The sequence below is a fragment of the Psychrobacter sp. Sarcosine-02u-2 genome (assembly GCF_002836335.1).
Classification (GTDB): Bacteria; Pseudomonadota; Gammaproteobacteria; order Pseudomonadales; family Moraxellaceae; genus Psychrobacter; species Psychrobacter faecalis.
Genome location: NZ_PJBX01000165.1, coordinates 1 through 20995, shown reverse-complemented (window position 1 = coordinate 20995; position 20995 = coordinate 1). Strand labels below are relative to the sequence as shown.

Genomic DNA, 20995 nt, shown 5'->3' with positions numbered 1-20995 from the left:
AGAGATGGCGCTAAAAAAAGCATTAAAAGCGCAGCTAAAGTGCTGATTGCAGACTATGTTAATCAAAATCCCATGCAATCACCTTGTGAGCTGCAGCATCATGTATGGCGGTGTTAATGATATTGACATATTAAGAGCGCTATATGATTGGCTGTTTAGTGAGCGCCGTGCTTATCAGATTAGTCTGCCAGCAACTGATGGTAAAGATAAAGCAGAGCAATTAGCCGTAATACCGCTTAGCGTGCCTGATTATAACTATGGCTGCGCACTGGATAGTAGTGACGACTTGCAGCGCTTTATCGACTACGTACCCGACGATATGAGTTTGTGTTTTTTATATGCGCTAAAAGACAAGGACTTGAGTAAGACAAAAATAAAACCATTTAACACCATCATTAATGATATCTCAAAGACGCTTAAACTCACCAATAAAGATATTGAGCGTCCGCAGCACTCAATGCTTATTAAACATGCCAACTATCACTGGCGGCAGATGGAAGGTAGCTTAATTGATGGGGCGCTTTCTATTGTTAAACAAGGCGATCTTAAAACCACTGGGCTACCGACTGATAAGCTGAGTCGCTATAACCAAGAAGTTATCAATCCAAACCCTGAGCCGCTTACATGGTCTGAGTTGTTTGATGCCAGTTATCAGGCGGTAGACAAATCACAGAACAAGCGAAATGCTATAGCTTATCCAAGCTTTAGCAAAAATCTAATTAAAGAAGTGCAAGATACGCTCAAACTTACCAGAAGCGCTGCTACTTCTACTATCACAACATTAAAGACAGATGCTAGCCAGCCTAACGCGCAACGCTTACTTAGCTGGGCGTTATCGCTACTGGATGATCATAGCATTAGATTAAATACCATCAGTAAATATATCGGCTGCATTGGTCGCGATTGGTTGATGCTGACTATGGATGAGAATATTGGTCAGTGGGAAGGCGACGACTTTGAGGATATCTATGAGCAGATTATTCAAAGTAAAATTAAAGATGGTCGTAAGACGTCTATGTTATGTAAGTCATCGGAGTTTGAAGATGATACGTCTAGTGATATAGATGATGATAAAAATGCTACTGGCCAACCGATATCTTATCTTGATCGTTTAAAAGACAGTCAGAAATTTACTTATGGACGTCTAAAAGCCTTTCACGATCATCAACGTACTCACTTTGATGCACCTTACGTATACTTCCCTTGGGGTAACAACCGACAAGTGGTTAAAGCCGAAATGGTGTCACCACATGTATATCGCGCAATGAAAAGATACATCCAATCATCGAAGTTAGAAGTTGAGCAAAAGCAACTTTGTTTGATTGTTTTAGCACTTGTTTATCGCACTGGTATGCGAATTAATGAAATTATTGGTATTAAGGTTAGTGACATTGCAGATATAGGGCTTATTAATGGTCGAATGGTTGAAGTACCTAAAATAATACTTAAACCCAACCGTTATCGTAGGCTTAAAAGCAGTAGTGCCAAAAGAGTAATACCGATAGATAGTCTTTTCAAGGATGACGAGTTAAAACAGTTCATAACATTCTATTATCAGCAAAAAAGGTTAAAGCGGCGTTATTTATTCTCACAAGGCTCGGGTGACCAGCCACTGCCAGCAGTGCTTTTTAGTAATATGATGAAAATTATATGGGACAGGCTGCTTATCACGCATGATTTTACCTTTCATAGCTTTCGGCATACTACGATTAGTCATCTTGCACTAGTGTTGAGCGACTCACCACTGGCTCAGGTGGTCACAGACTATGATAAAAAGCATGGCGACAATATCATTAAGGCAATACTTGGTAATAATAAAGAGCAGAGCATTTGGTTTGGTCTGGCAAGTCTTGCAGGGCATCTAACGCCAGATACTACGTTTGAACATTACATTCATACCGCGCATCTGCTGGCTGGTTGGCAAAATAGTGAAGCTAAGCTTGCTATACCGATAACAGTGTTTGAGATGGTAACAGGTATTGGTTATCAGACGATAAATAGACAAGATGGCAGAGCTTATAGTCCTAGCACCAAACAAACTAATCTTGTTAAGATGCGTGGCTATTTAATCAATAAGGTTGCGAGTAAAGAGTCTCTTCTCTCTTATAACAGAACACCAGCTAATACAGATTATGAGCAAAACACACAAAATGACGCAGCGAATACTCGACCGTCTATATTTATCCATCCTAAAATTTATGATGTGATTGCATTCTTGAAAGAGCTTCAAAAAATAAGCATTGATAAAAGAGCAGAGCGGTTGGTAAAGGTCGCACTTTGGCATGGTATTCCTATCCATGAAGGTAGACAGATTTACGATAGAGCCAGTCAAATTTTTTCTGATGATAGGTTGCTTTTAAGTGCGCCGACGGGACATAAAAATCAAGAGGTTTTAGTCAAAGCGTTTGATCGTGCGTATCAGATGTCAACTGATAAACCTGATGAACTAAAGTTATTTGTGGATATATTTTCTGTTAAACAAAACTTAAACACCTCATCGATTCATTTTGGCATTAAAGAGACCCAGCTTGAGATGCTACAGCATTTTGTGACAGTAGGTTGTCAGCTTATCGATGCCAGTCATTGGCAGATTAGAGCGCATAGTGAGCAAGCAGCAAGAGATATTAAAAAAGAACTAGGACTCGATAGCTCAATACGTGTCGGTACGCGTGAGAGTTTCCATGGCTATGAAGTGCGGGTAGTACAGAAAAAGTGTAAGCGGTCTAATAAGAATTTAGCTATGACAGGCAATTATTATGCTTCGTCGAGTGTACTTAAATATTTTGGCTATCTTGTTATGTTATTGGTTGAAGATAACCCCTAGGAAAAAGCTAATATAATGTATGAACCGCCCCGACTATATCGGAGAGTGGATTGCTTGAGTCAGGCAGCTTTGTCTGACTCAATAAAACTATCATAGTATCGTCTCTCAAACTCAAAAGGCGACACATAGCCAATCGTACTATGAATGCGAGTTTTGTTAAACCAATCGACCCATTCAAGGGTTGCTAATTCAACATCACACGCATCCCGCCACTGCTGTTTTAAATATTCAATCACCTCCGTTTTATAAAGTCCGTTAACCGTTTCAGCCAACGCATTATCGTATGAATCACCTGTCGTGCCAACAGATGCAATGACGCCAGAATCAGCCATCTTATCAGTATAGCGAATTGATAAGTACTGAACGCCGCGATCACTATGATGAATGACATCTTTAGGATGGTTTCTGTCTGCAATGGCTTGGTTTAGTGCTGCCATCACCATATCAGTGTTCATACGATCTGATACTTTCCAGCCAACGATAGCGCGAGCAAATACATCAATGATAAAGGCGGTATATACCCAGCCACTCAGTGTCTTTATATAGGTAAAATCAGCAACCCATAGTTGGTTAGGGCGATGGGCATTAAAGTTACGATTAACCAAATCATCAGCACGCTTTTGATCGTCACGAGACTTAGTCGTTATCTTACCTTTACCTCGCCAAATACCCTGCATTCCATGCTGACGCATTAAACGCTCTACAGTGCAGCGTGCAGGATGTATACCCTCTGCTTTCAACTGTTGCCAGACTTTACGAGTACCATAACGGCACTTGCCCCCTATGGCAGGATAGTTGTCACCCCTAAATAATAATTCCAAAGGGGACAATGAGGACACATCATGCCACGATATAGCGAAGAACGTAAACAGGCTATACTCAGCAAAATGCTACCCCCGCTGAGCCTAAGTGTTGCCGAGGTTTCAAGAAGTGAAGGCATCGGATTACAGACCCTGTATAATTGGCGTGCCCAAGCTAGAGAACAAGGTCACCCCATGCCATCGAACCATAAAACCCCTGATGACTGGTCAAGCGAAACCAAGCTTGCCACCATTATAGAGACGGCCACCCTAAGCGAGAGTGAACTTAGCGAATACTGCCGCAGCAAAGGCCTATATGTTGAGCAAATCAAAGCGTGGCGTACTGACGCCTTACAAGGCTTTAGCAGCAGCAAACAACAAAGCCTGAAAGACAAGCGTCAGCAGCAGAGCGATCGCAAACAGATCAAACAACTCACCCGAGAGCTTGCTCGAAAAGAAAAGGCTTTAGCTGAAACTGCCGCCTTACTGGTACTGCGAAAAAAGTTGGAAGCGTTTTGGGAGGAGCACGAGGACGACTGACCTTGCTCCCTAAGCGCAAGCAATACATAGACTGGATACAAGAGGCCAATCACTCAGGAGCCAGACTTAACCTTGCCTGTATTGAAGTTGGCATTAGCATCCGCACCTATCGGCGCTGGTACCGCGCAGGTCACGTGAATGGTGATAAACGGTGTGACGCCGTGCGCCAAGCTCCTAAGAATAAACTGAGCGCCTCTGAACAAGCCGCCATCCTAGCCGTGTGCAATCAGCCCCGCTTTGCCAGTCTGCCGCCCACCCAAATTGTACCGACCCTACTTGATGAGGGGATATATCATGGCTCAGAGTCTACCTTTTATCGGGTGCTGAGGCAGCATGAGCAATTGGCTCACCGCGGTCGTGCACTTGCCCCTAAAGCCTCAAGCGCCCCAAAGACCTTTACTGCCACTGGCCCTTGCCAAGTGTTCTGCTGGGATATCACCTATCTGCCAAGTCCGGTACGGGGTCAGTTCTATTATTTGTACATGATAGAGGATGTCTATAGCCGTAAAATTGTTGGCTGGGAGGTTTATGACCACGAGTCAGGTGTACTGGCAGCTCAGCTGCTTGAGCGTACTTTAATCAGTGAGAATGCATTGCACACTGGGGTGGTGCTACACTCAGACAATGGGGCACCGATGAAAGCTCAAACCATGCGCATGAAAGCGTATGAGCTTGGGGTACTCACCTCTTACAGCAGACCGCGTGTCAGTAATGACAACCCGTTTGCAGAGTCTTTATTTAAAACCTGCAAGTATCGCCCTAATTGGCCTATCGATGGCTTTAAGAGCTTAGATGCGGCAAGACGATGGATGCTGAGCTTCACGCGCTGGTACAACAATGAGCATAAGCACAGTCAGCTGAACTTTGTGACGCCCAATCAGCGCCATACGGGTGAGGATAAGGAAGTACTGGCGAAGCGTCTGCTCACGATGCAGCGCGCTAAAGATGAAAACCCGATACGCTGGGGAACTCAGGAGGTGAGGAACTGCGAGCCTGTAGGGCCAACAACGCTAAATCCTGTAAAAGAGCAACAACAGCAAAGATTACAAGCCGCTTAATTCGGCTTATGGTGACAACTACCTTGAAAAACTCCGCTTGCTGTCCTTCCAAATACGTTTGATTTCATTTAGATAGAAATCGTCATGCTGACTACGCTGTGAACGCTTTTCAGGACTGAATTCTAGCTCTTTGGCACGATAGTATGTGGATGGAGCAATCGGTAGTACTCTACAGATTGGCTCGACTCCATATTGTGGTTTGTGGTCATCTATAAAATCAACCATTACTTGGGTTTGCGGTCGAGCTCCGCCTGGGCGAAAAAAGCAGCAGCTTTCTTTATAATTTCATTGGCTTGCTTTAACTCTCTGTTCTCACGTTCAAGCTCTTTGATACGCTCGGCTTGGCTTTGAGCTTGAATCTTTGCAGGAATGGTTTTATCAATGTGCTTTTTATGCCATGATCGTAGGGTCTCAGGCGTGCAACCTATCTTTGGTGCTATGGCTTTGATGGCTGACCAGGTGGATGGGTAGTCGTCTTTAGCTTCAATTAGCATACGGACGGCGCGCTCTTTCATTTCAGGGGTATAGTTTCGTGTTTTCATTGTCGTATTCTCTCAGAAAGTTGAGTCTCCGACAATCTCGGGGCGGTTCATTTCCAGTTATGGAGAAGGTTCTGGTTGATGCCATGGTCTCGAGCGATACTGGCAATTGATCGCCCTGAACCTTCAGCTTCTTGTACTAAAAGTTCTTTAAACTCAGCACTGTAAGTTCTACGTTTGGGTTTGTTAGGTGGTTGTGTTGTCATGTTAGTGTCCACGATTATTAATCGTGGACACTATCTCGCATTTTTTAAGTGAGGAAAAGATGGGATGGTCGGATGCTTACGATGATCCGTCCAATTTTGCCAATAAAGCCGCCGATGAACTCTGTGATGAATACATCGGTTATCTCAGAAATCAGCGCATGGAGGAATAACTATTACACCTGCCAGCATCAAAAAACAGCCGCTATAAGTGGCTGTTTTTCGTTTAGGGCGTTACCTACAACTAAACCGAGCTAATAACGCTCCTAGAGCTGATCAACACGCTTAGCAAATCGTTTAGGCTATCAAGTTGTACTGTCTCAAAATCGTTTTTCGTTAATTCATAGCGTTAATTTGGATTTAAAGACTTCTAAATACTTTAATAAAATCTTTAGCTACATCCCAACCTTGAACATAAACACCTATTTCATGGTAAATCTCTACAAGGTTATTAGGGGCACTTGCAGACAGCCAATTTAAGCTAGTAATCAGCAAGTCATTATTATCCCAAGCTAATACCTTGGCATGACTATTGGAATGATGCGCACCCAATTGAGATAGAGAGTCGGCAGACTTCAGATCATCATGCATCTCAACAATTTCTGAATGATCGATATAACTTGATTTCTTAGAGTAATAATAATATTTTTTAGCTTCCGACTTTTTTAAAGCATCAAATATAGGCCTTATAGGTGAGGTGTTTATAAAGTCACTTATAATATATATCTTGTTTTTTGCTTGAGCGGCTAAGTCAATATAACTATGATGCTGGTGCTTTAGCACTAATCGCAGCTCCAGCTTTTCATTGTTAGGAATATCAACGTCATTTGGCGTATCAGCTATATTGCTTGAAAGCCCCCGAAACTCCTTACGCACTTTGCTGTCAAAAGTGCTTTTTCCACAGCAAATATTAGCAGCGATCTCTAAAAAATATTTAGTAAATTGATCATTGCAAACAACAACTGACGCCTCAAATCTTTCAAATTTTGCATATAAGAAGTTGCATGAACTGACCATAGTACACAACCCCTTGTCTACATGATTGGTTATAACGAACTTTGCATGCGAGTCGGTACGTCTGAAGTCATTATAATTTACAACATTTAGCATGCCTTCCTGGTGGCAGCTTTCATTAAAATCTCTTAATTTTTTTTCAACAGCCTTATCTTCACTATCTGATTTTTCAAAGTTTTCATCTGTTTCTTCTGCATTACTTTTGCCCCATAAAATATAAACTTGAACACCTCGTTTCAAAGCCTCTTTAATTTCTAGAAAAAGATGAGTATAGCCATCATCATTGACAATGCACCATTTACCTATGAAAGTAGAGTGAATGACTAGAAAGTCAGTAGAGGACTGGATTAGCTCAATGAGCTTGGCTTTGGTGTTGTGACCGCCGTAAACAAAATCTACATCGCCTCTCTTGGCAATAACCTTGATTTCATAGTTATTTCCATCTTTGCTCAAAGGTGCTTTAAGCAAAGAATTATCATCCTTGACTATAGCTGGAAGTGTATTTGTGATTTGTCTAATAAGCTTTTCATTCAGCTTCTTTACTTTGTTGTCATCGATTATCCTTCCTTCCTTACGACCTTCTATATACAACATATCTACCAGTAAATATTTCTTAGTAGTTAATGTATATACAGCCTCGTCACGTACGTTGTCTATTTTTTCATGCTCCCTGGCCATAACGCTATACATTTTTGTGTACTTGGGATAAGAATTGCTATCATCTATAGGCAAGGTAACTATATTCTTGTTTTTATTAATCTCACTCATATACCTTGCATGAGTAAGCAAAAGGGAGTCAAAACTATAAACGCTGTAATAGTTATCAAAATAATCTACAAAAACTTCTCTTTTTCTTTGATATTTATCGACCTTACAAATGAGTTCATGTTCTTTAACGCTTAAAGAATAAGCTATCTCACCCATTTCCGTTATTCTAAAAATAAAACTGTCTCTAGAAGTAACAATATCAATCCACCCGACATTGCACATGGGTAGTAAAATCTGAATGACAACTTGAGTTTCTAGATTGGAGAAGTCGCTAAGACTCTTAACAGTCATCTCTCTTTGACTTAACTCTTTTAAGAAAAGGTAATCGATAATTGACCAATTGGTTTTTCTACTAATACTAAATGTATATTCATTAGTAAGGAATGGGATAGCAATCGTATATTTTATAGTGTTTTCTTTATTCATTAGAGGCCCAAAAATGATTTTGATTGAACAAAGTTAATGTTATTAAATACCTTATTTTCAGTATCAATTGAATGATCATTCATTAATTCAAAATCATCAACAAACATTTCAACAAAGAGATTCAAAAAGTCCCTATCCATATCGTCCAAATAACCCCTATTGTTAGCATAAGCTTTATTTTCAAGCAGCTGCCAATATCTGAATAAACCGAAACAGCCAACAATAATCATTTTATGTTTAGCTCTACTCAGCAGTACGTTCATTCTGCGCATATCTGATAAAAAACCCAAAGCAGAAGTAATAGGCTGACAACTATTATGCCTTACTAGGCTAATGATAATAACGTCGGCCTGATCACCCTGATAAGAGTCTACTGTTTTTGCTATGTCTTGATCATTATGTTTGCTCGAAAAACAGCTATTTATCTCACTCTTTTCAACCAGGTTATTGATCATATTCACTTGATTTACATAAGGGCTCAGTATCTTAATTGAATAATTTTCATCACTATTAGTATGTATTTTGGATAATAATTCTTTAATAATACGGATTTCGTGTTTATTGACGTTCTTATTTTCAAGACTACGCATCCTAACATCACTATTTTTATCAGGTAAATCGACCCATATTACTGCATTATCTTTATTCAACCCTTCTAATTTAGAATCCTTAAAGATAAATGGGGATGCGCTATTATAGAAATCTGCGGTTTTAGGATAATCTTTTAATTTACCATCATATACAGCGTTAGAAACAATCCGAGAAATCTGAGGGTGCATTCTATGCTGTGTATCGATCATGCTACCAAAACTTTCTTTTCCTCGACTCCTAATACTTTCTGCACTTTGACACAGACTTTTGAATAAAGAGAAATATTTAGAAAGGTTGCTAAAATGCTCAGCTTTAGAGGTTTTGTTTATGTCAGCATAGTTAAAATCAAGATCAAAAATGACGCCTTTTCTAAACCCTATATTTGACAGCTGCTCTATAACCAAGCCCATATCAAACCTACCAGGGTTTTTAATAATTTTTTGGACATCCTGTTCTGAAAATGCTGGAAGTTGCTTGTAGTCTCCAATAAGAACTCTTTTGCTGGATACTATCATTGGTGACACCAACTCGATACCCGATGTCTTGCCGCACTCTTCCATAACAGACACATCAAAATTGATATTATTCTCTATCAACTCTTCCATTAATTTAGAGTTAGAGGTTGTAAATACTAGATTGGCAGCACGTAAAACTTGATTGAAAAACTTAGCGTCTGATTTACTAATAAATTTATCGAGCTTCTGCTTAATAAGCGGTTCTTTGGAATATTTACTAAACATCTCGCTTTTTTTGAATTTATCAATATAAGGGTTTGTCGCGTTTTGAATAAGGGTTTCTGCATTACTACCATCGTCATTTTTTTCAGCCTTAAAGTTTGGGATGATAATTAGGCTATCAAAAGACTCGTGCTTTTTGAGTTTCTCAGTGATTTCATCATAAAGCATATTGACAGTGGCATGACTCTGAGCAGACAAAAGCACCTTTGAGCTGTTTTCTTCGTGGAAAAGATAATCAACATAGGTGGTTATAAGGTGTGTTTTACCCACACCTGGAGGGCCTTCAATGAAGTAATTTGGTTGGGTTTTCACCAAAGAAGAAAACACTTCTTTTTTGGATTCATCTAATGAAATAAGAGAAGCCTCAAGATCAAATTTGCGAGAGGTAACAAAGAATTTTTTGGACGGGTCTGCGATACTTGATATTAAAGAGCTTTGATTGAGTAAAAAATAAAATATTCTCTCCCGCCTTTCAATTTGAGCGATTGTTCCATCATGGTCCTTAGGGTAAATTCTAACCAATTCTTCTGATAAATTACTTATGCTCCGCTCTAACGGTTGTTTTGTGGAGAATATATAGTCTAGATTGGGTGATTGCCCCACATATTCCGCATCTAACTTGTCTTTTTTGTCTGTGCTTCTACGAGACTTGGTGGTAGTCTCAATAACCCATTTGTCAGTAAGTTTAGATGGATCGCTAAAGTGTTGTTTAAATCTATCAAAAGGCTGTCTTAGGCTTAGTGAGTCTGATAGCTTGTTGTTAATATCATTATTTTCTTTTTTGTACTCTAACGTATAATAAAAGAGCCCATCATCTAGGATTAACCCTTTTCCCTCTTTTAGTTGATCATCTTCAATGCGATCTAGGCTAATTAGGTACTTTTCCGTTTCCGAGCGCGCTACGTCAATCGCAAAAGATAACAACAAACCCTGAAGGCATTGTAGCTCAGAGTCTGTATACTTTTGCTCTTTTTTGAACTGTATTAACTTTAGCTTCCATGAGTTTTCATCCGAAAACTCGTTCTTTTGCATAAGCTTAAATGCATTAGGTATAAAAACCAAACTCCCCTTAATTTCGATGGTTTCTGCATAATTCAGCCAGTCAGGGACACTATCATATATGGCCGTTATGTAAGAAACATACCAATCATCAAAGTTAACGTGCTTGAACTTTTTAAATCTATATAGAAAATTCTTCCCTTTTAAAATAAATCCATTGCGATACCTATCATTAAATATACGAAAGGGGTCTAACGTAATATCTTCTTTGATAATGTCGATGACATCAGAACTTGTTAGGTTCTGAGCATCATAATTTTGAACTGCATTGTCGATTAAGTAATTTTTAATAACGTTTCTAATGTCACCAAATATCTCAGAATCAAAGCCTGCTGTTGTTATATAGAATACCGGCGAGAATGAATTATCAACTTCTGACAAGTCTGTAATGGCTTGTTCTACTAATAACTTTAGCTGAGTCTTATCCACTAATTTAGTATGGCCAGTTGAATGACCCTCTAGTAGAAGTCTTACCGCCAATGCTTCGTTGCGCAGTAGTTTTTCTTGAAAACTGTCGGACTCAATTCCCAATAATTCTAATATTAAAACACCTAAGTCGCTCCAGTCTTGGTGAGTCGTGCAAATAACATCCTTGTGCTCACCCATAAATATAGGTTTATTAATCTTGTTAAAATCTAATGATTTTTCAAAACCACTCAGCACCAATCTTTCAGTGTCGTCAATTTCTTCACTTTCTTTATAAATCACGCTATTAGTATTGATGTTTCTGTGAATGATGTCTTGGCCATGCAATATCTCAATGCCTTCTATCAGCCTTAGTATATTCTTCCATAAAAGCATTCTACTGGTAGTAGACATTATCTTGTCTTTGCTTAACCAATGACTTTTGCTCTTAGAAAACAAACCTATCCTTGCAGGCTTGGCTTCTATTGCTATTAGCTTGGTATCCAGTGTTTTAGACTCTTCATCAGTGGGGTAGATTAGGCAGTAATTACCACTGTTATCGATGAAGCTATCATGGATTACTTCAAGATATTTTTCTGCATTAGTAACAGATTTTAGCTTATTTAATTGCCGAGTTTCGTTTAACCAAATCTCTTTGGCCAACTCTTCATTAAGTGAGTTTTTTGCATGCCAAAATTTCAGCTTAAACACTGTGTCATTATCTAAATACTTCCACACTTCTAGTAAATCAGTCTGTGACTCTTCTTCAATTTTAATCTTGAATTCATCATCTATTGAGTCTATAAATGCCATTGTTGTAATTTCCATATGAATGCTGTAGCTGTATACTTAATAAATTAGTAATACTCTTTAATATAAGCATAAGCCCGATCGAACAGTTCTTGGTCTTTGTGTAGCTTATACTTCAAAAGTGCCTTGCGTAAGGATTTTTGCACTTCACGCTCGCCAGCGCTGGTTGTTTGCCAGCCAGGAAAGCGAACAATTCTCACAATGGCATCGATATCAGTAACAATGCGTTCGACCACTGCTGGTGTTTGATCTGTTTTCAGCTCTAGAAACAACTCAGACAAAGCAGCTGTCGGTGATTTCTCTTGAACATCGATTTCTAGCTCTTTTTCTGCTTGTACCGTTTCTTTAGCAATCTTACAAAGCTCTTTTACAAAATCAATTGAAGCCACTAAACCTTTCTCAGCTTTATCACGTAAAGCTTCAAGTCGTTCACTGAGAGACTTAAAGGTAGGCAGATCTCCGGCTCCTTTGAAACGCTCAATTAATGCCTTCTCTAACTGCTTTACTTTTTTCGGACTAGGATTATTGAAGATTTCCTCGATGATATTTGCATCCATGACAAACTCATCTAATACATGCACGCTACCCACATGCACGTTGTCATGGATTAATTTGGTAGTCTGCGCACCGAGCGTCAACCAAAGCAATTTACCAGTGCTGTCAGAAGCGGGTTTAACCGATTCATAAACCTGAGCCAGCCATTTATAGTCTTGGTTATATTCATCTAATACTGAGTCCGGTGACAACGATTCCCAAAGCTTAAATAAAAACTTAAAGTCCAATGCGAAAGCATCTTTCTTTTCATTATTGGCTATAGCGTTTTGTGCCGCTTCTAAGCCCTCAAAACCTTCTAAGGTTCTATCTACACCTTTAAAGTGGGATAGGGCATTGGACATGGCTTGTGGTAGCTGTTCGCGTAGCTCTGACAGGTTAGTAATAATTTGCTGGGCACCTAGCTCATCGAACTCTAGTGCTTTTGCTGCATCATCAAACACACCAAAGTAATCGACAATACAGCCAAAGGTCTTACCTGGATATAGACGGTTGGTTCGACAAATCGCTTGTAGCAAAGTATGGTCTTTCATGGACTTATCTAAGTACATGGTCTGACAAATAGGCGCATCAAAACCGGTTAAAAGCTTTGCAGTAACGATAATAAACTTCAGCTCTGAGCTTGCATCATTAAACTCATCAACAATTTTTTCTTGTTGGCTCTTATCTATACCCCATTTTTTCTTAAACTCATAATCATCGTTAGCGGTAGTAGAAATAACCACTTTACTGGCTGCTTCAGGGAAGTGTTCGTCCAGTGCTTCTTTATATAGAACGCAAGCATGACGATCTGGCGTTACTATCATTGCCTTAAAGCCGTGCGGCTCTACTTTTTCCATAAAGTGGATAGCAATATCTTCAGCTATTCTAGTAATGCGCTCAGGGGACTTTAAAAAGGCAGCCATTTTAGCGGACTTTTTATTTAATGCATCGGCATCTTCATCACTTAGGGCTTGGCTTTCTTTAAAGTCAGCGAAGGCTTTATCAAGCGATTCTTTATCAATATGAACATCAACTAATCGTGGCTCAAAATGTAAGGGTAGGGTGGCTTCATCACGAATGGAGTCATGAAAGGTATAGCGACTCATATAGCCGCCTTCGTCTTCCTCGGCACCAAATGCCCAGAATGTGTTCTTATCCGCTTTATTAACGGGCGTACCGGTTAAGCCAAAGAGAAATGAGTTAGGTAAGGCCGCACGCATCTGACGTCCTAGATCGCCTTCCTGTGTACGGTGGGCCTCATCTACCAGTACGATAATATTATCTCGGGTATTCATATTTGGCTTGGCGTCACGGAATTTATGAATAGTAGAAACGATTATCTTACGGGTATCACGCTCAAGCATCTGCTGTAATTCTTTGATACTTTCAGTGCTTTCTACGTTAGCGATGTCGGCCGCATTAAAGATGCCGCTTATCTGGGTATCTAAGTCAGTTCTATCTACTAATACAATAACAGTTGGGCTTTTTAATTTGGCTTCACGGCGTAGTTTTTGAGCGGCAAATACCATTAGTAAAGATTTACCTGAGCCCTGAAAATGCCAGATTAGACCCTTCTTGATTTTACCTTCAACCACACGTTCAACGATTTTATTCGCGCCTTCATACTGCTGAAAACGCGGTATTATTTTCATGCGCTGCTTTTTCTTATTACTGCTAAACAGTGAGAAGTTACGCATGATATCGAGCAGGCGCGCAGGGTTAAGCAGGTCTTTTAACTCTTTACCGACTCCACCTAAGCCAAAGCTTCTAGCCATAGCATCGTCATCATTGCTTAGACGCCAAGGCGCCCAAAAATCTAATGGACAACGTACAGAGCCATAAAAGAACTCTTTACCCTCAGTAGCAAAGGAGAGGATATTAGGCACAAATAACTGTGGCACAGCGTTTTCATAAATATTGTGTATCTCATGCGCGCCGTCTAGCCAGCTAACAGAGGGACGAATAGGGGTTTTAGCTTCACCAACGACGACAGGAATACCGTTAATCATCATGACGATATCAGGTATTTTGGTTTCTCTATAATGAATACGAAACTGATTAGTAATGACGTACTGGTTATTATCAAGGTTGTCAAAGTCGATTAGGCGAATAGACACATGATGGTTATTCTCACCAAAGGGCATGGTCTTCTCGCCGGTAAGCCACTGAAAGAACTCTTCGTTAGCTTTGACCAGGCCAACTTGGTTCACCGATATTAAAATAGCGCGTAAGGCGTGGATAACTTCATCAGCCAAAGTAGGGTTTGCTTGGATCTCAGGATTTAAGCGCAATAGCGCCGCTTTCAGTTGCGGCTCAACCAATACTTCATTAACACTGCGGCCAAGCTGTTCAGCGGATTGGAACTGCCACTGGGTACCATATTGATTGTGGGGCTCATAAACTTGGTTGCTGTCTTGAGACGAGTTTAAGTTAACGCCACTCATTTGATTGATGATGTAATGCTCTACGCTGTTTAATTCGGTGAAGGACATTTTAGAAGACCTGATTAATTAAATTACTTCTCAATACGCTAGAGTTTGAAATCTTTTTTGAAATTTCTCGGTTGATTTTATCGAAATGTAGTAGTTTTGATTCAATTACCTCTAAGTTCATCTTGTCTGGCACAACGACTTTGAAGGAACGCATAGATGATTTTGAAATTTCTAAAAATGTACTACCTCCAGCTAAACGAGTTAACTCAGGAGTGACGTGTTGCAACATAAAGTAAAGGAAATAATTACTGACTTCACCATTGCAGATAAAGTTTGAGAAACCTTGGTTCGTTGCCATTTCAATATCATTAATAACTGCAAAACCAATTGTTGCTCTGGAACAGAATAAAATGGAACCGGGCGGATAGACCCGATTTGAAATGTCTTTAAGCCCTTCTTTAGTTATGTATTCTTTTGTTTTAGATAAATGAATACCTTCATGCTTTGTTACATCTGTAGGAGTTAACCAAGGTATATCACCATCCCAAAAGCTATCATTACTTCTTGAAGGGGTTGATCCGCCACTAATATCAGCTAATTCATCTAAACGCTTAATTTCATATCCTGCTGGTAGGTCAGCCTCTATACCTGACCTATACTTTAATAAAGACGACTTTATGTATGACTCGCGAGTATAGTCCAAAGCTTCTTCAAGTTTTTTTTCAGTATTTATATGGTGATCAATTGACCATAATAATTCGGCAAAATCTTTTTGCTTTTCAATAGGTGGGATTTTAAATTCTTGATGCTTTAATGTCCCCCAATTGATAGTTGGCGATAATGACCCGACGGAAATGTCTACAGCGCGATTCATAAACAAATCTGAGTGTATAAAGAAAGGAAAGAGTGCAGGATCAATGACATCGGGGTTCGCCCTTACAACAAGAGCATGTGCTGAGCAGAACCCATCACAAGTCGCTATACCTGCTTTGCGCTGATAGGCACGGCGACGACCAAAAATTATATCGTCTTTATAGAACTTCAGTTTCGTACCATTTACATCATCAGGTGTACCATGTCGCTTAATATGCAAAGATTCTGAATCAATATGCTCCAGGCCAATATACACTTCTAAATCGGTATTGTTAGGATCGACACGCTCTGAAATGTTCTGAGCGATTTCATCAAATCGGTAAGTTTTCCAGTCTGACTTATCCAAGTTGTTTAGGTCAATTTTTTCTGTTGCCATGATTAACCTAGCTCCTTAAATAATTGTTCCATACTGGCTTTTAACTGCTTAGAGGATTGAGTCCAGTTGGTTAAAGCATCATCGAGACTTATTTGTTCTTCACTACTATCAACGTTACTAACATATAAAGCCATATTTAAGCTGGCATTATGACTTAGCACATCTTCGGTGCTAATCACTTTACAGAATCCTGCTTCATCTTTATATGTGGTATAGGCGTCATAAATGCGTTCAATATGATTGTCTTCTAAAAAGGCAATATTCTTATCCTGGCGCACTTCTTTGACGGCGTTGATAATCAGTATTTTGCCTTTCTTGCTTTCGTCTTTTTTAGTCTTAGTAATCAGCAGGCAAGCTTCCATCGGCGAGTTATAGAACAGGTTAGGCCCTAAACCAATGACACACTCCACCAAGTCTTCTTCAATCATTTTACGGCGCATCTGCATTTCGGCATCACGAAACAAAATACCGTGCGGCCACAATGAAATAGAACGGCCATTACCTAAATCTAGACTCTTTTGAATGTGCTGTTGGAATGCATAATCCGCACAGCCTTGCGGTGGTGTGCCCCAGATATTTCTACCGTATGGGTCATTTTCAAAAGCTTTTCTATCCCAAGACTTAATCGAGTAGGGCGGGTTAGCCAGTATCACATTAAACTTTTTCAGTTCACCATTTTCTATTAAGCCTGGATTGGCTAAGGTATCGCCACGCACAATCTCAAACTCTTCAATACCGTGCATAAACATATTCATGCGAGCAATGGCTGAGGTCAGCAGGTTAATCTCTTGACCGTAAAGTTTTAGCGTGCGGTACTCTTTGCCTTCATCTTTTAAATGCAGCGCACAATTCAGCAATAGGCCGCCAGAGCCACAAGTAGGGTCATACACTGATTCACCTGGCTGTGGGTCCATAATCATGGTCATCAGCTTTACTACGGTACGGTTGGTATAGAACTCAGCCGCCGTATGGCCGCTATCATCAGCGAACTCTTTAATCAGGTATTCGTAGGCGTTACCCAGCTTATCATCAGGTACATTGGCTAAATTAAGCGTGTGCTGCGAGTAATGCTCAATAAGGTTCGTGAGCATGGCATCAGATAGGCGCTCTTTATTGGTCCAGCTAGCATCACCGAAAATACCTTGTAAAGTATCAGGATTGGCTTGTTCAATGGCACGCATAGCGCCTTGCAGTGCTTGGCCGATATTAACTGTAACTTCACGAACGTCTTGCCAGCGCGCACCTTCTGGAATCTGGAAATGGTGGTTTTCTGCAAAGGCTGCGTACTCCATATCGCCGTCTGATTCAGCCAATGCTTTTTCAAACTCTTCATCGTACACATCAGAGATACGCTTAAAGAATAGTAAAGGAAAAATATACTGCTTGTAGTCGCCAGCATCAATGGTGCCACGTAACGTAGTGGCTGCACCCCAGAGGTATTTTTCTAAGGACTTTTGGTCAAGTTCTTGGTTGGCCACTATACTGCCTCCTCAATTGACTCTTCAATATAAGTAACATCAAATAACTCATACAGTTTTTTTCTTAAAAGTTGTTTTCGATTTGAAAAGAATTCTTCGAAATCTGCTAGCTCTAATGACTGCTCATCTAAGATGTAATTTCGCTTTCGGTAATAAGTTGCATCATCAGTTTTATCGTTAACCCATTTAGAGAGATCAGTAGCCTGTTTGACAGTATTTTCCCGGCCTTCGAGTAACTGCAAGTTAGGCACTTGGTCTCTCATATCTTGCCATTGTTTGATAGTTTCACCGTCTATTCCAACTGCTTTCAATAGTGAGGGCTTAAATTTGCTGTGAGGATGCATGTGATCCTGGTGAAATGATATTTGATCTAACCTTAAGTCTGGATAAAGCGTCGAGAGTAATAAGAATGAAAACGCACCCTTTTTGTACTCTAAGAAGTTTTCGATGTCCGTGGTATCAATTGTTAGCTTTTTGCCACCTGACATTTTCGTATGTTTATATACAGAAAAATCAAACTTAGCGTCTTTAAGTATGAATGTATCACCATTGTCGGCCTTTATTCTTAAGCCATCACGTAAACCGCTTAGTGCGGTATCTGCCTGACCACTATAAACCTGCTTCAAGAGACTATGTACAATCAATTTTCTTAGTTCTTGTTTAGCTGTAGGATCTACCTTTCCACCTTTGTATAAGTAATAGGCCAATGGAGTTGCAGCATAGTTGGAGGATAATCGCTTCTTATTAAAGCCAAACTCTCTTAGCATTGCTGCTGCATCTATTAGGGCCTTGCGAATATAGTCCCAATTATCTTTTATCTTATTGATGTTCGTAGAGTTAAAGGTCTGCACCTTAAAGTTCATTGGGGCATCTACAAGAAATAAGCATGTCCGCATCAAAAAATCTGTATTGAAATTGAACAGACCGTCTTCGCCATTCATATCAGATATAAGTTTCTCAATTTGGTCACGACCATCTTCCCAGTGTGCCACTAAGGTAGAGAATAGAAGATCAGATTTTGATAGTATCGTCCCGCCGCTATTAACGCGTACAAAAATATCTAAGATATCATCTAGGTCTTTATTAATGATCTTGAAGTAACTCACTAACTGATCATCATTAAACTTATTGAGTAACCGATTAATTATCTTTTTTGCTTGTCTTCTATTTTCGATTAACAGATCTGATCTACTAGGATCAATCTCTATTAGCTCATCAACAATATTGTCAGAGTCAGCATCCGAATCTTCGAGCTCACTTAAAATATTTCTAACAAGATAAAAGTAACCGCTTTTACTATTTTGAGCATCTTTGTCGGTTAAGAATTTAAACTCATAATCATCATTCAATAAGTTTATATACATTTTACGTTCGGGGTATGCGCTATTGTTCGTGCTCTTTGCATATTTCCTCTTAGTGCAATACACACCTTGAAGAGCAATATACATTGAACTAATACGCTGCTGTCCATCCAATACGCCACGAATTTCAAAAGGAAAGTCGTAGTTAACTAGTTGGTTTTTAGAGTCACGCTCATGATAATTCTTAAGAAATTCATAAAACGTATATTCATTGGCTTTCTGAGCTGTTAATTCCCAAAATAAGAAAGTTCCAATCGGGTAGTCCTGCATAATAGAATTAAACAATCTGCATATTTTTTCTTCGCCCCAAACAAACTTTCTTTGTATGGCAGGCAAGTAGTATTTGTTAGAGTTAATATCTTTAATCAGCTGCCTGATAGATAGGCTTGAATATGCCATTATAAGAATCCTTTTAGTATAGTTTTAAACTTATCTTCTGCTTCTAGGCTGGCTTGCCAAGCTTCTTTTAGGTCAGTCATAGCTTCTTCCACACTAGGCAAGTTGTCTTCAATGATTTTTTCTACGTAGAGTGGAATATTGAGATTAAAATCGTTTTCCTTTAAGTCTGCAAAACTGGCGACCTTAGCGTAGTTCTCAACATCTTGGAAATCGCTATACCATTGGTATATTTGCTGAACATGCTCTGGCTCTAGGTGATTTTGAGCGCGTCCCACACGTATTTGTTCAGAAGCGTCGATAAAGAGCACCTTGCCTTTTTTATCGGCATCTTTGTTTTGTTTGAAGACCATGACACAAGCGGCTAACTGGGTTCCATAGAATACATTAGGACCTAAGCCGATGACGGCTTCTAAAATATCTTGATCTAATAGTGCTTTACGGATTTTACCTTCAGCACCTTTACGAAATAGGGCACCATGAGGCAATACCACGGTCATACGGCCTGTACTATTCATGGATTTAACCATGTGTTGTACCCAAGCCATGTCGCCATTACCTTTAGGTGGCACGCCAGCAATATTGCGCCCATAGGGATCATCAGCCCAATTATCCGCGCCCCAATCTTTTAAGGAGAATGGCGGGTTGGCTATGACACAATCAAAGGTTTTTAAACCATCGGCCTGAAAAAAGGCGGGCTCGCGTAAGGTGTCACCACGTAGAATTTCAAAATCTTCTATACCGTGTAAAAACATATTCATACGTGCAATAGCACTGGATGTCAGATTTCTTTCTTGGCCATAGAGTTTAAGCGTACGAAAGTCTTCGCCGTTATGTTTCAGGTTATCGACACACTCTAATAGCATACCTCCGGTCCCACAGGCAGGATCATAGACAGATTCACCTTCGTGCGGATCAAGAATAAGTCCTAGCAAATGCACTACTGATCGCGGCGTGTAAAACTCACCTGCTTTTTTATTGGTTAGGTCAGCAAAGTGCTTGATTAGATATTCATAGGCATTACCTAGCATATCTGGATTGGCATTTTCATGACCTAAACGATACTGTGAAAAATGCTCAATTAGATCAATCAGTAGCTTATCTGGCAGCTTATTTTTATTACTCCACTGAGCATCACCAAAGATACCGTACAAAAAGTCTTGGTTGGCTTGCTCAATACCGCGCAGCGCCTGTTCGATGGCTTGACCTACATTAGTAGTGGTTTCGCGTACATCGTTCCAGTGGCAGCCTTCTGGGATTTCAAATCGGTGCATTTCTGGCATTGATGCATATTCAATATCACCGTCAGACTCTGCTAAAGCCTGTTGGTATTCTTCGTCATAAACGTCAGAGATACGTTTGAAAAATAGAAGGGGGAAGAGATACACCTTGAAATCTGAGGCATCGACGGGACCTTTTAAGATCCAAGCAGCTTTTGACAGGTATTGCTCTAATTGGGACAGTGATAAAACTTCACTCATTAATAGATTCTCTAAATAAAACAAGTATGAATAAAATATAGCAGGATAAAAAATGGCAGACTAAAATCAAATTTTTACTGTAAAACACTAAACTATTCTTATAAGGGGTTACTCTACAACTATTAGCCTTAAATATCTGTATCTAGCGATGTTGCTTACCTCTAAATGATGTCCTTGAGTGTAAACTCTATTGTAACTTGAACAGGTCAAGGAGCAAAACAGACTAGGGCGTGTTGAACATTCATAATTTGAGCCAGATATAAGCGCAAGCGAGAGCGACTGTATTTTCA

The 20995-nt window shown here is 39.8% G+C and carries 10 protein-coding genes, 2 pseudogenes and 1 other annotated feature; of the genes and pseudogenes, 2 read left to right on the top strand and 10 right to left on the bottom strand.

Translation table 11 applies throughout. The annotated features are described in order from the left end of the window. Positions 1-85 precede the first annotated feature (85 nt). Complete coding sequence (locus CXF58_RS08620; RefSeq protein WP_167669420.1) at positions 86-2824, top strand: site-specific integrase; 2739 nt, start codon at positions 86-88, stop codon at positions 2822-2824. A 59-nt stretch (positions 2825-2883) separates the two neighbouring features. Here CXF58_RS08620 and CXF58_RS08615 read toward each other — a convergent pair. After that, positions 2884-3594: pseudogene (locus tag CXF58_RS08615) on the bottom strand (IS3 family transposase); the annotation flags it as partial. A 72-nt stretch (positions 3595-3666) separates the two neighbouring features. On the opposite strand from CXF58_RS08615, the gene CXF58_RS08610 reads away from it, so the two are divergent. Then, positions 3667-5222, top strand: a protein-coding gene (locus CXF58_RS08610) for an IS3 family transposase (protein WP_228706578.1) whose coding sequence is annotated in 2 segments (ribosomal slippage) — positions 3667-4120 and positions 4120-5222 — 1557 coding nt in all. Because the reading frame shifts where the segments join, the coding sequence is not laid out codon by codon here. 39 nt (positions 5223-5261) lie between these two features. On the opposite strand, the pseudogene CXF58_RS14050 reads toward CXF58_RS08610, so the two are convergent. The 9 genes and pseudogenes from CXF58_RS14050 to CXF58_RS08565 form a co-directional block, all read right to left on the bottom strand. Continuing rightward, a pseudogene (locus CXF58_RS14050) lies at positions 5262-5764 on the bottom strand (transposase); the annotation flags it as partial. Then, positions 5373-5489: a sequence feature (AL1L pseudoknot), on the bottom strand. (Overlaps the previous pseudogene by 117 nt.) Before the next feature lie 47 nt (positions 5765-5811). Further along, a complete protein-coding gene (locus CXF58_RS08600; protein ID WP_102077218.1) occupies positions 5812-5967 on the bottom strand; it encodes a transposase in 156 nt (51 codons plus the stop codon). Positions 5968-6324: 357 nt separating this feature from the next. After that, complete coding sequence (locus tag CXF58_RS08595; RefSeq protein WP_102077217.1) at positions 6325-8172, bottom strand: phospholipase D-like domain-containing protein; 1848 nt, start codon at positions 8170-8172, stop codon at positions 6325-6327. After that, the gene (locus tag CXF58_RS08590) at positions 8172-11792 is read right to left on the bottom strand and encodes a DEAD/DEAH box helicase (protein WP_102077216.1); all 3621 of its coding nucleotides are present in this window, start codon (positions 11790-11792) and stop codon (positions 8172-8174) included. Before CXF58_RS08590 ends, CXF58_RS08595 begins: the two co-directional genes overlap by 1 nt. A 29-nt stretch (positions 11793-11821) precedes the next feature. After that, positions 11822-14800 carry a type I restriction endonuclease subunit R gene (locus CXF58_RS08585; protein ID WP_102077215.1) on the bottom strand — a complete coding sequence of 993 codons (2979 nt, stop codon included), beginning with the start codon at positions 14798-14800 and terminating at the stop codon, positions 11822-11824. Position 14801: 1 nt separating this feature from the next. Continuing rightward, a complete protein-coding gene (locus tag CXF58_RS13850; protein ID WP_180952556.1) occupies positions 14802-15989 on the bottom strand; it encodes a restriction endonuclease subunit S in 1188 nt (395 codons plus the stop codon). Between the two features lie 2 nt (positions 15990-15991). After that, the gene (locus CXF58_RS08575; RefSeq protein ID WP_102077214.1) at positions 15992-17467 is read right to left on the bottom strand and encodes a type I restriction-modification system subunit M; all 1476 of its coding nucleotides are present in this window, start codon (positions 17465-17467) and stop codon (positions 15992-15994) included. Then, a complete protein-coding gene (locus CXF58_RS08570) occupies positions 17467-19227 on the bottom strand; it encodes a DUF262 domain-containing protein (RefSeq protein ID WP_102077213.1) in 1761 nt (586 codons plus the stop codon). Before CXF58_RS08570 ends, CXF58_RS08575 begins: the two co-directional genes overlap by 1 nt. Next, positions 19227-20705: a type I restriction-modification system subunit M gene (locus CXF58_RS08565; protein WP_102077212.1), complete on the bottom strand. Its 1479-nt coding sequence runs from the start codon at positions 20703-20705 to the stop codon at positions 19227-19229. Before CXF58_RS08565 ends, CXF58_RS08570 begins: the two co-directional genes overlap by 1 nt. Positions 20706-20995: the final 290 nt, after the last annotated feature.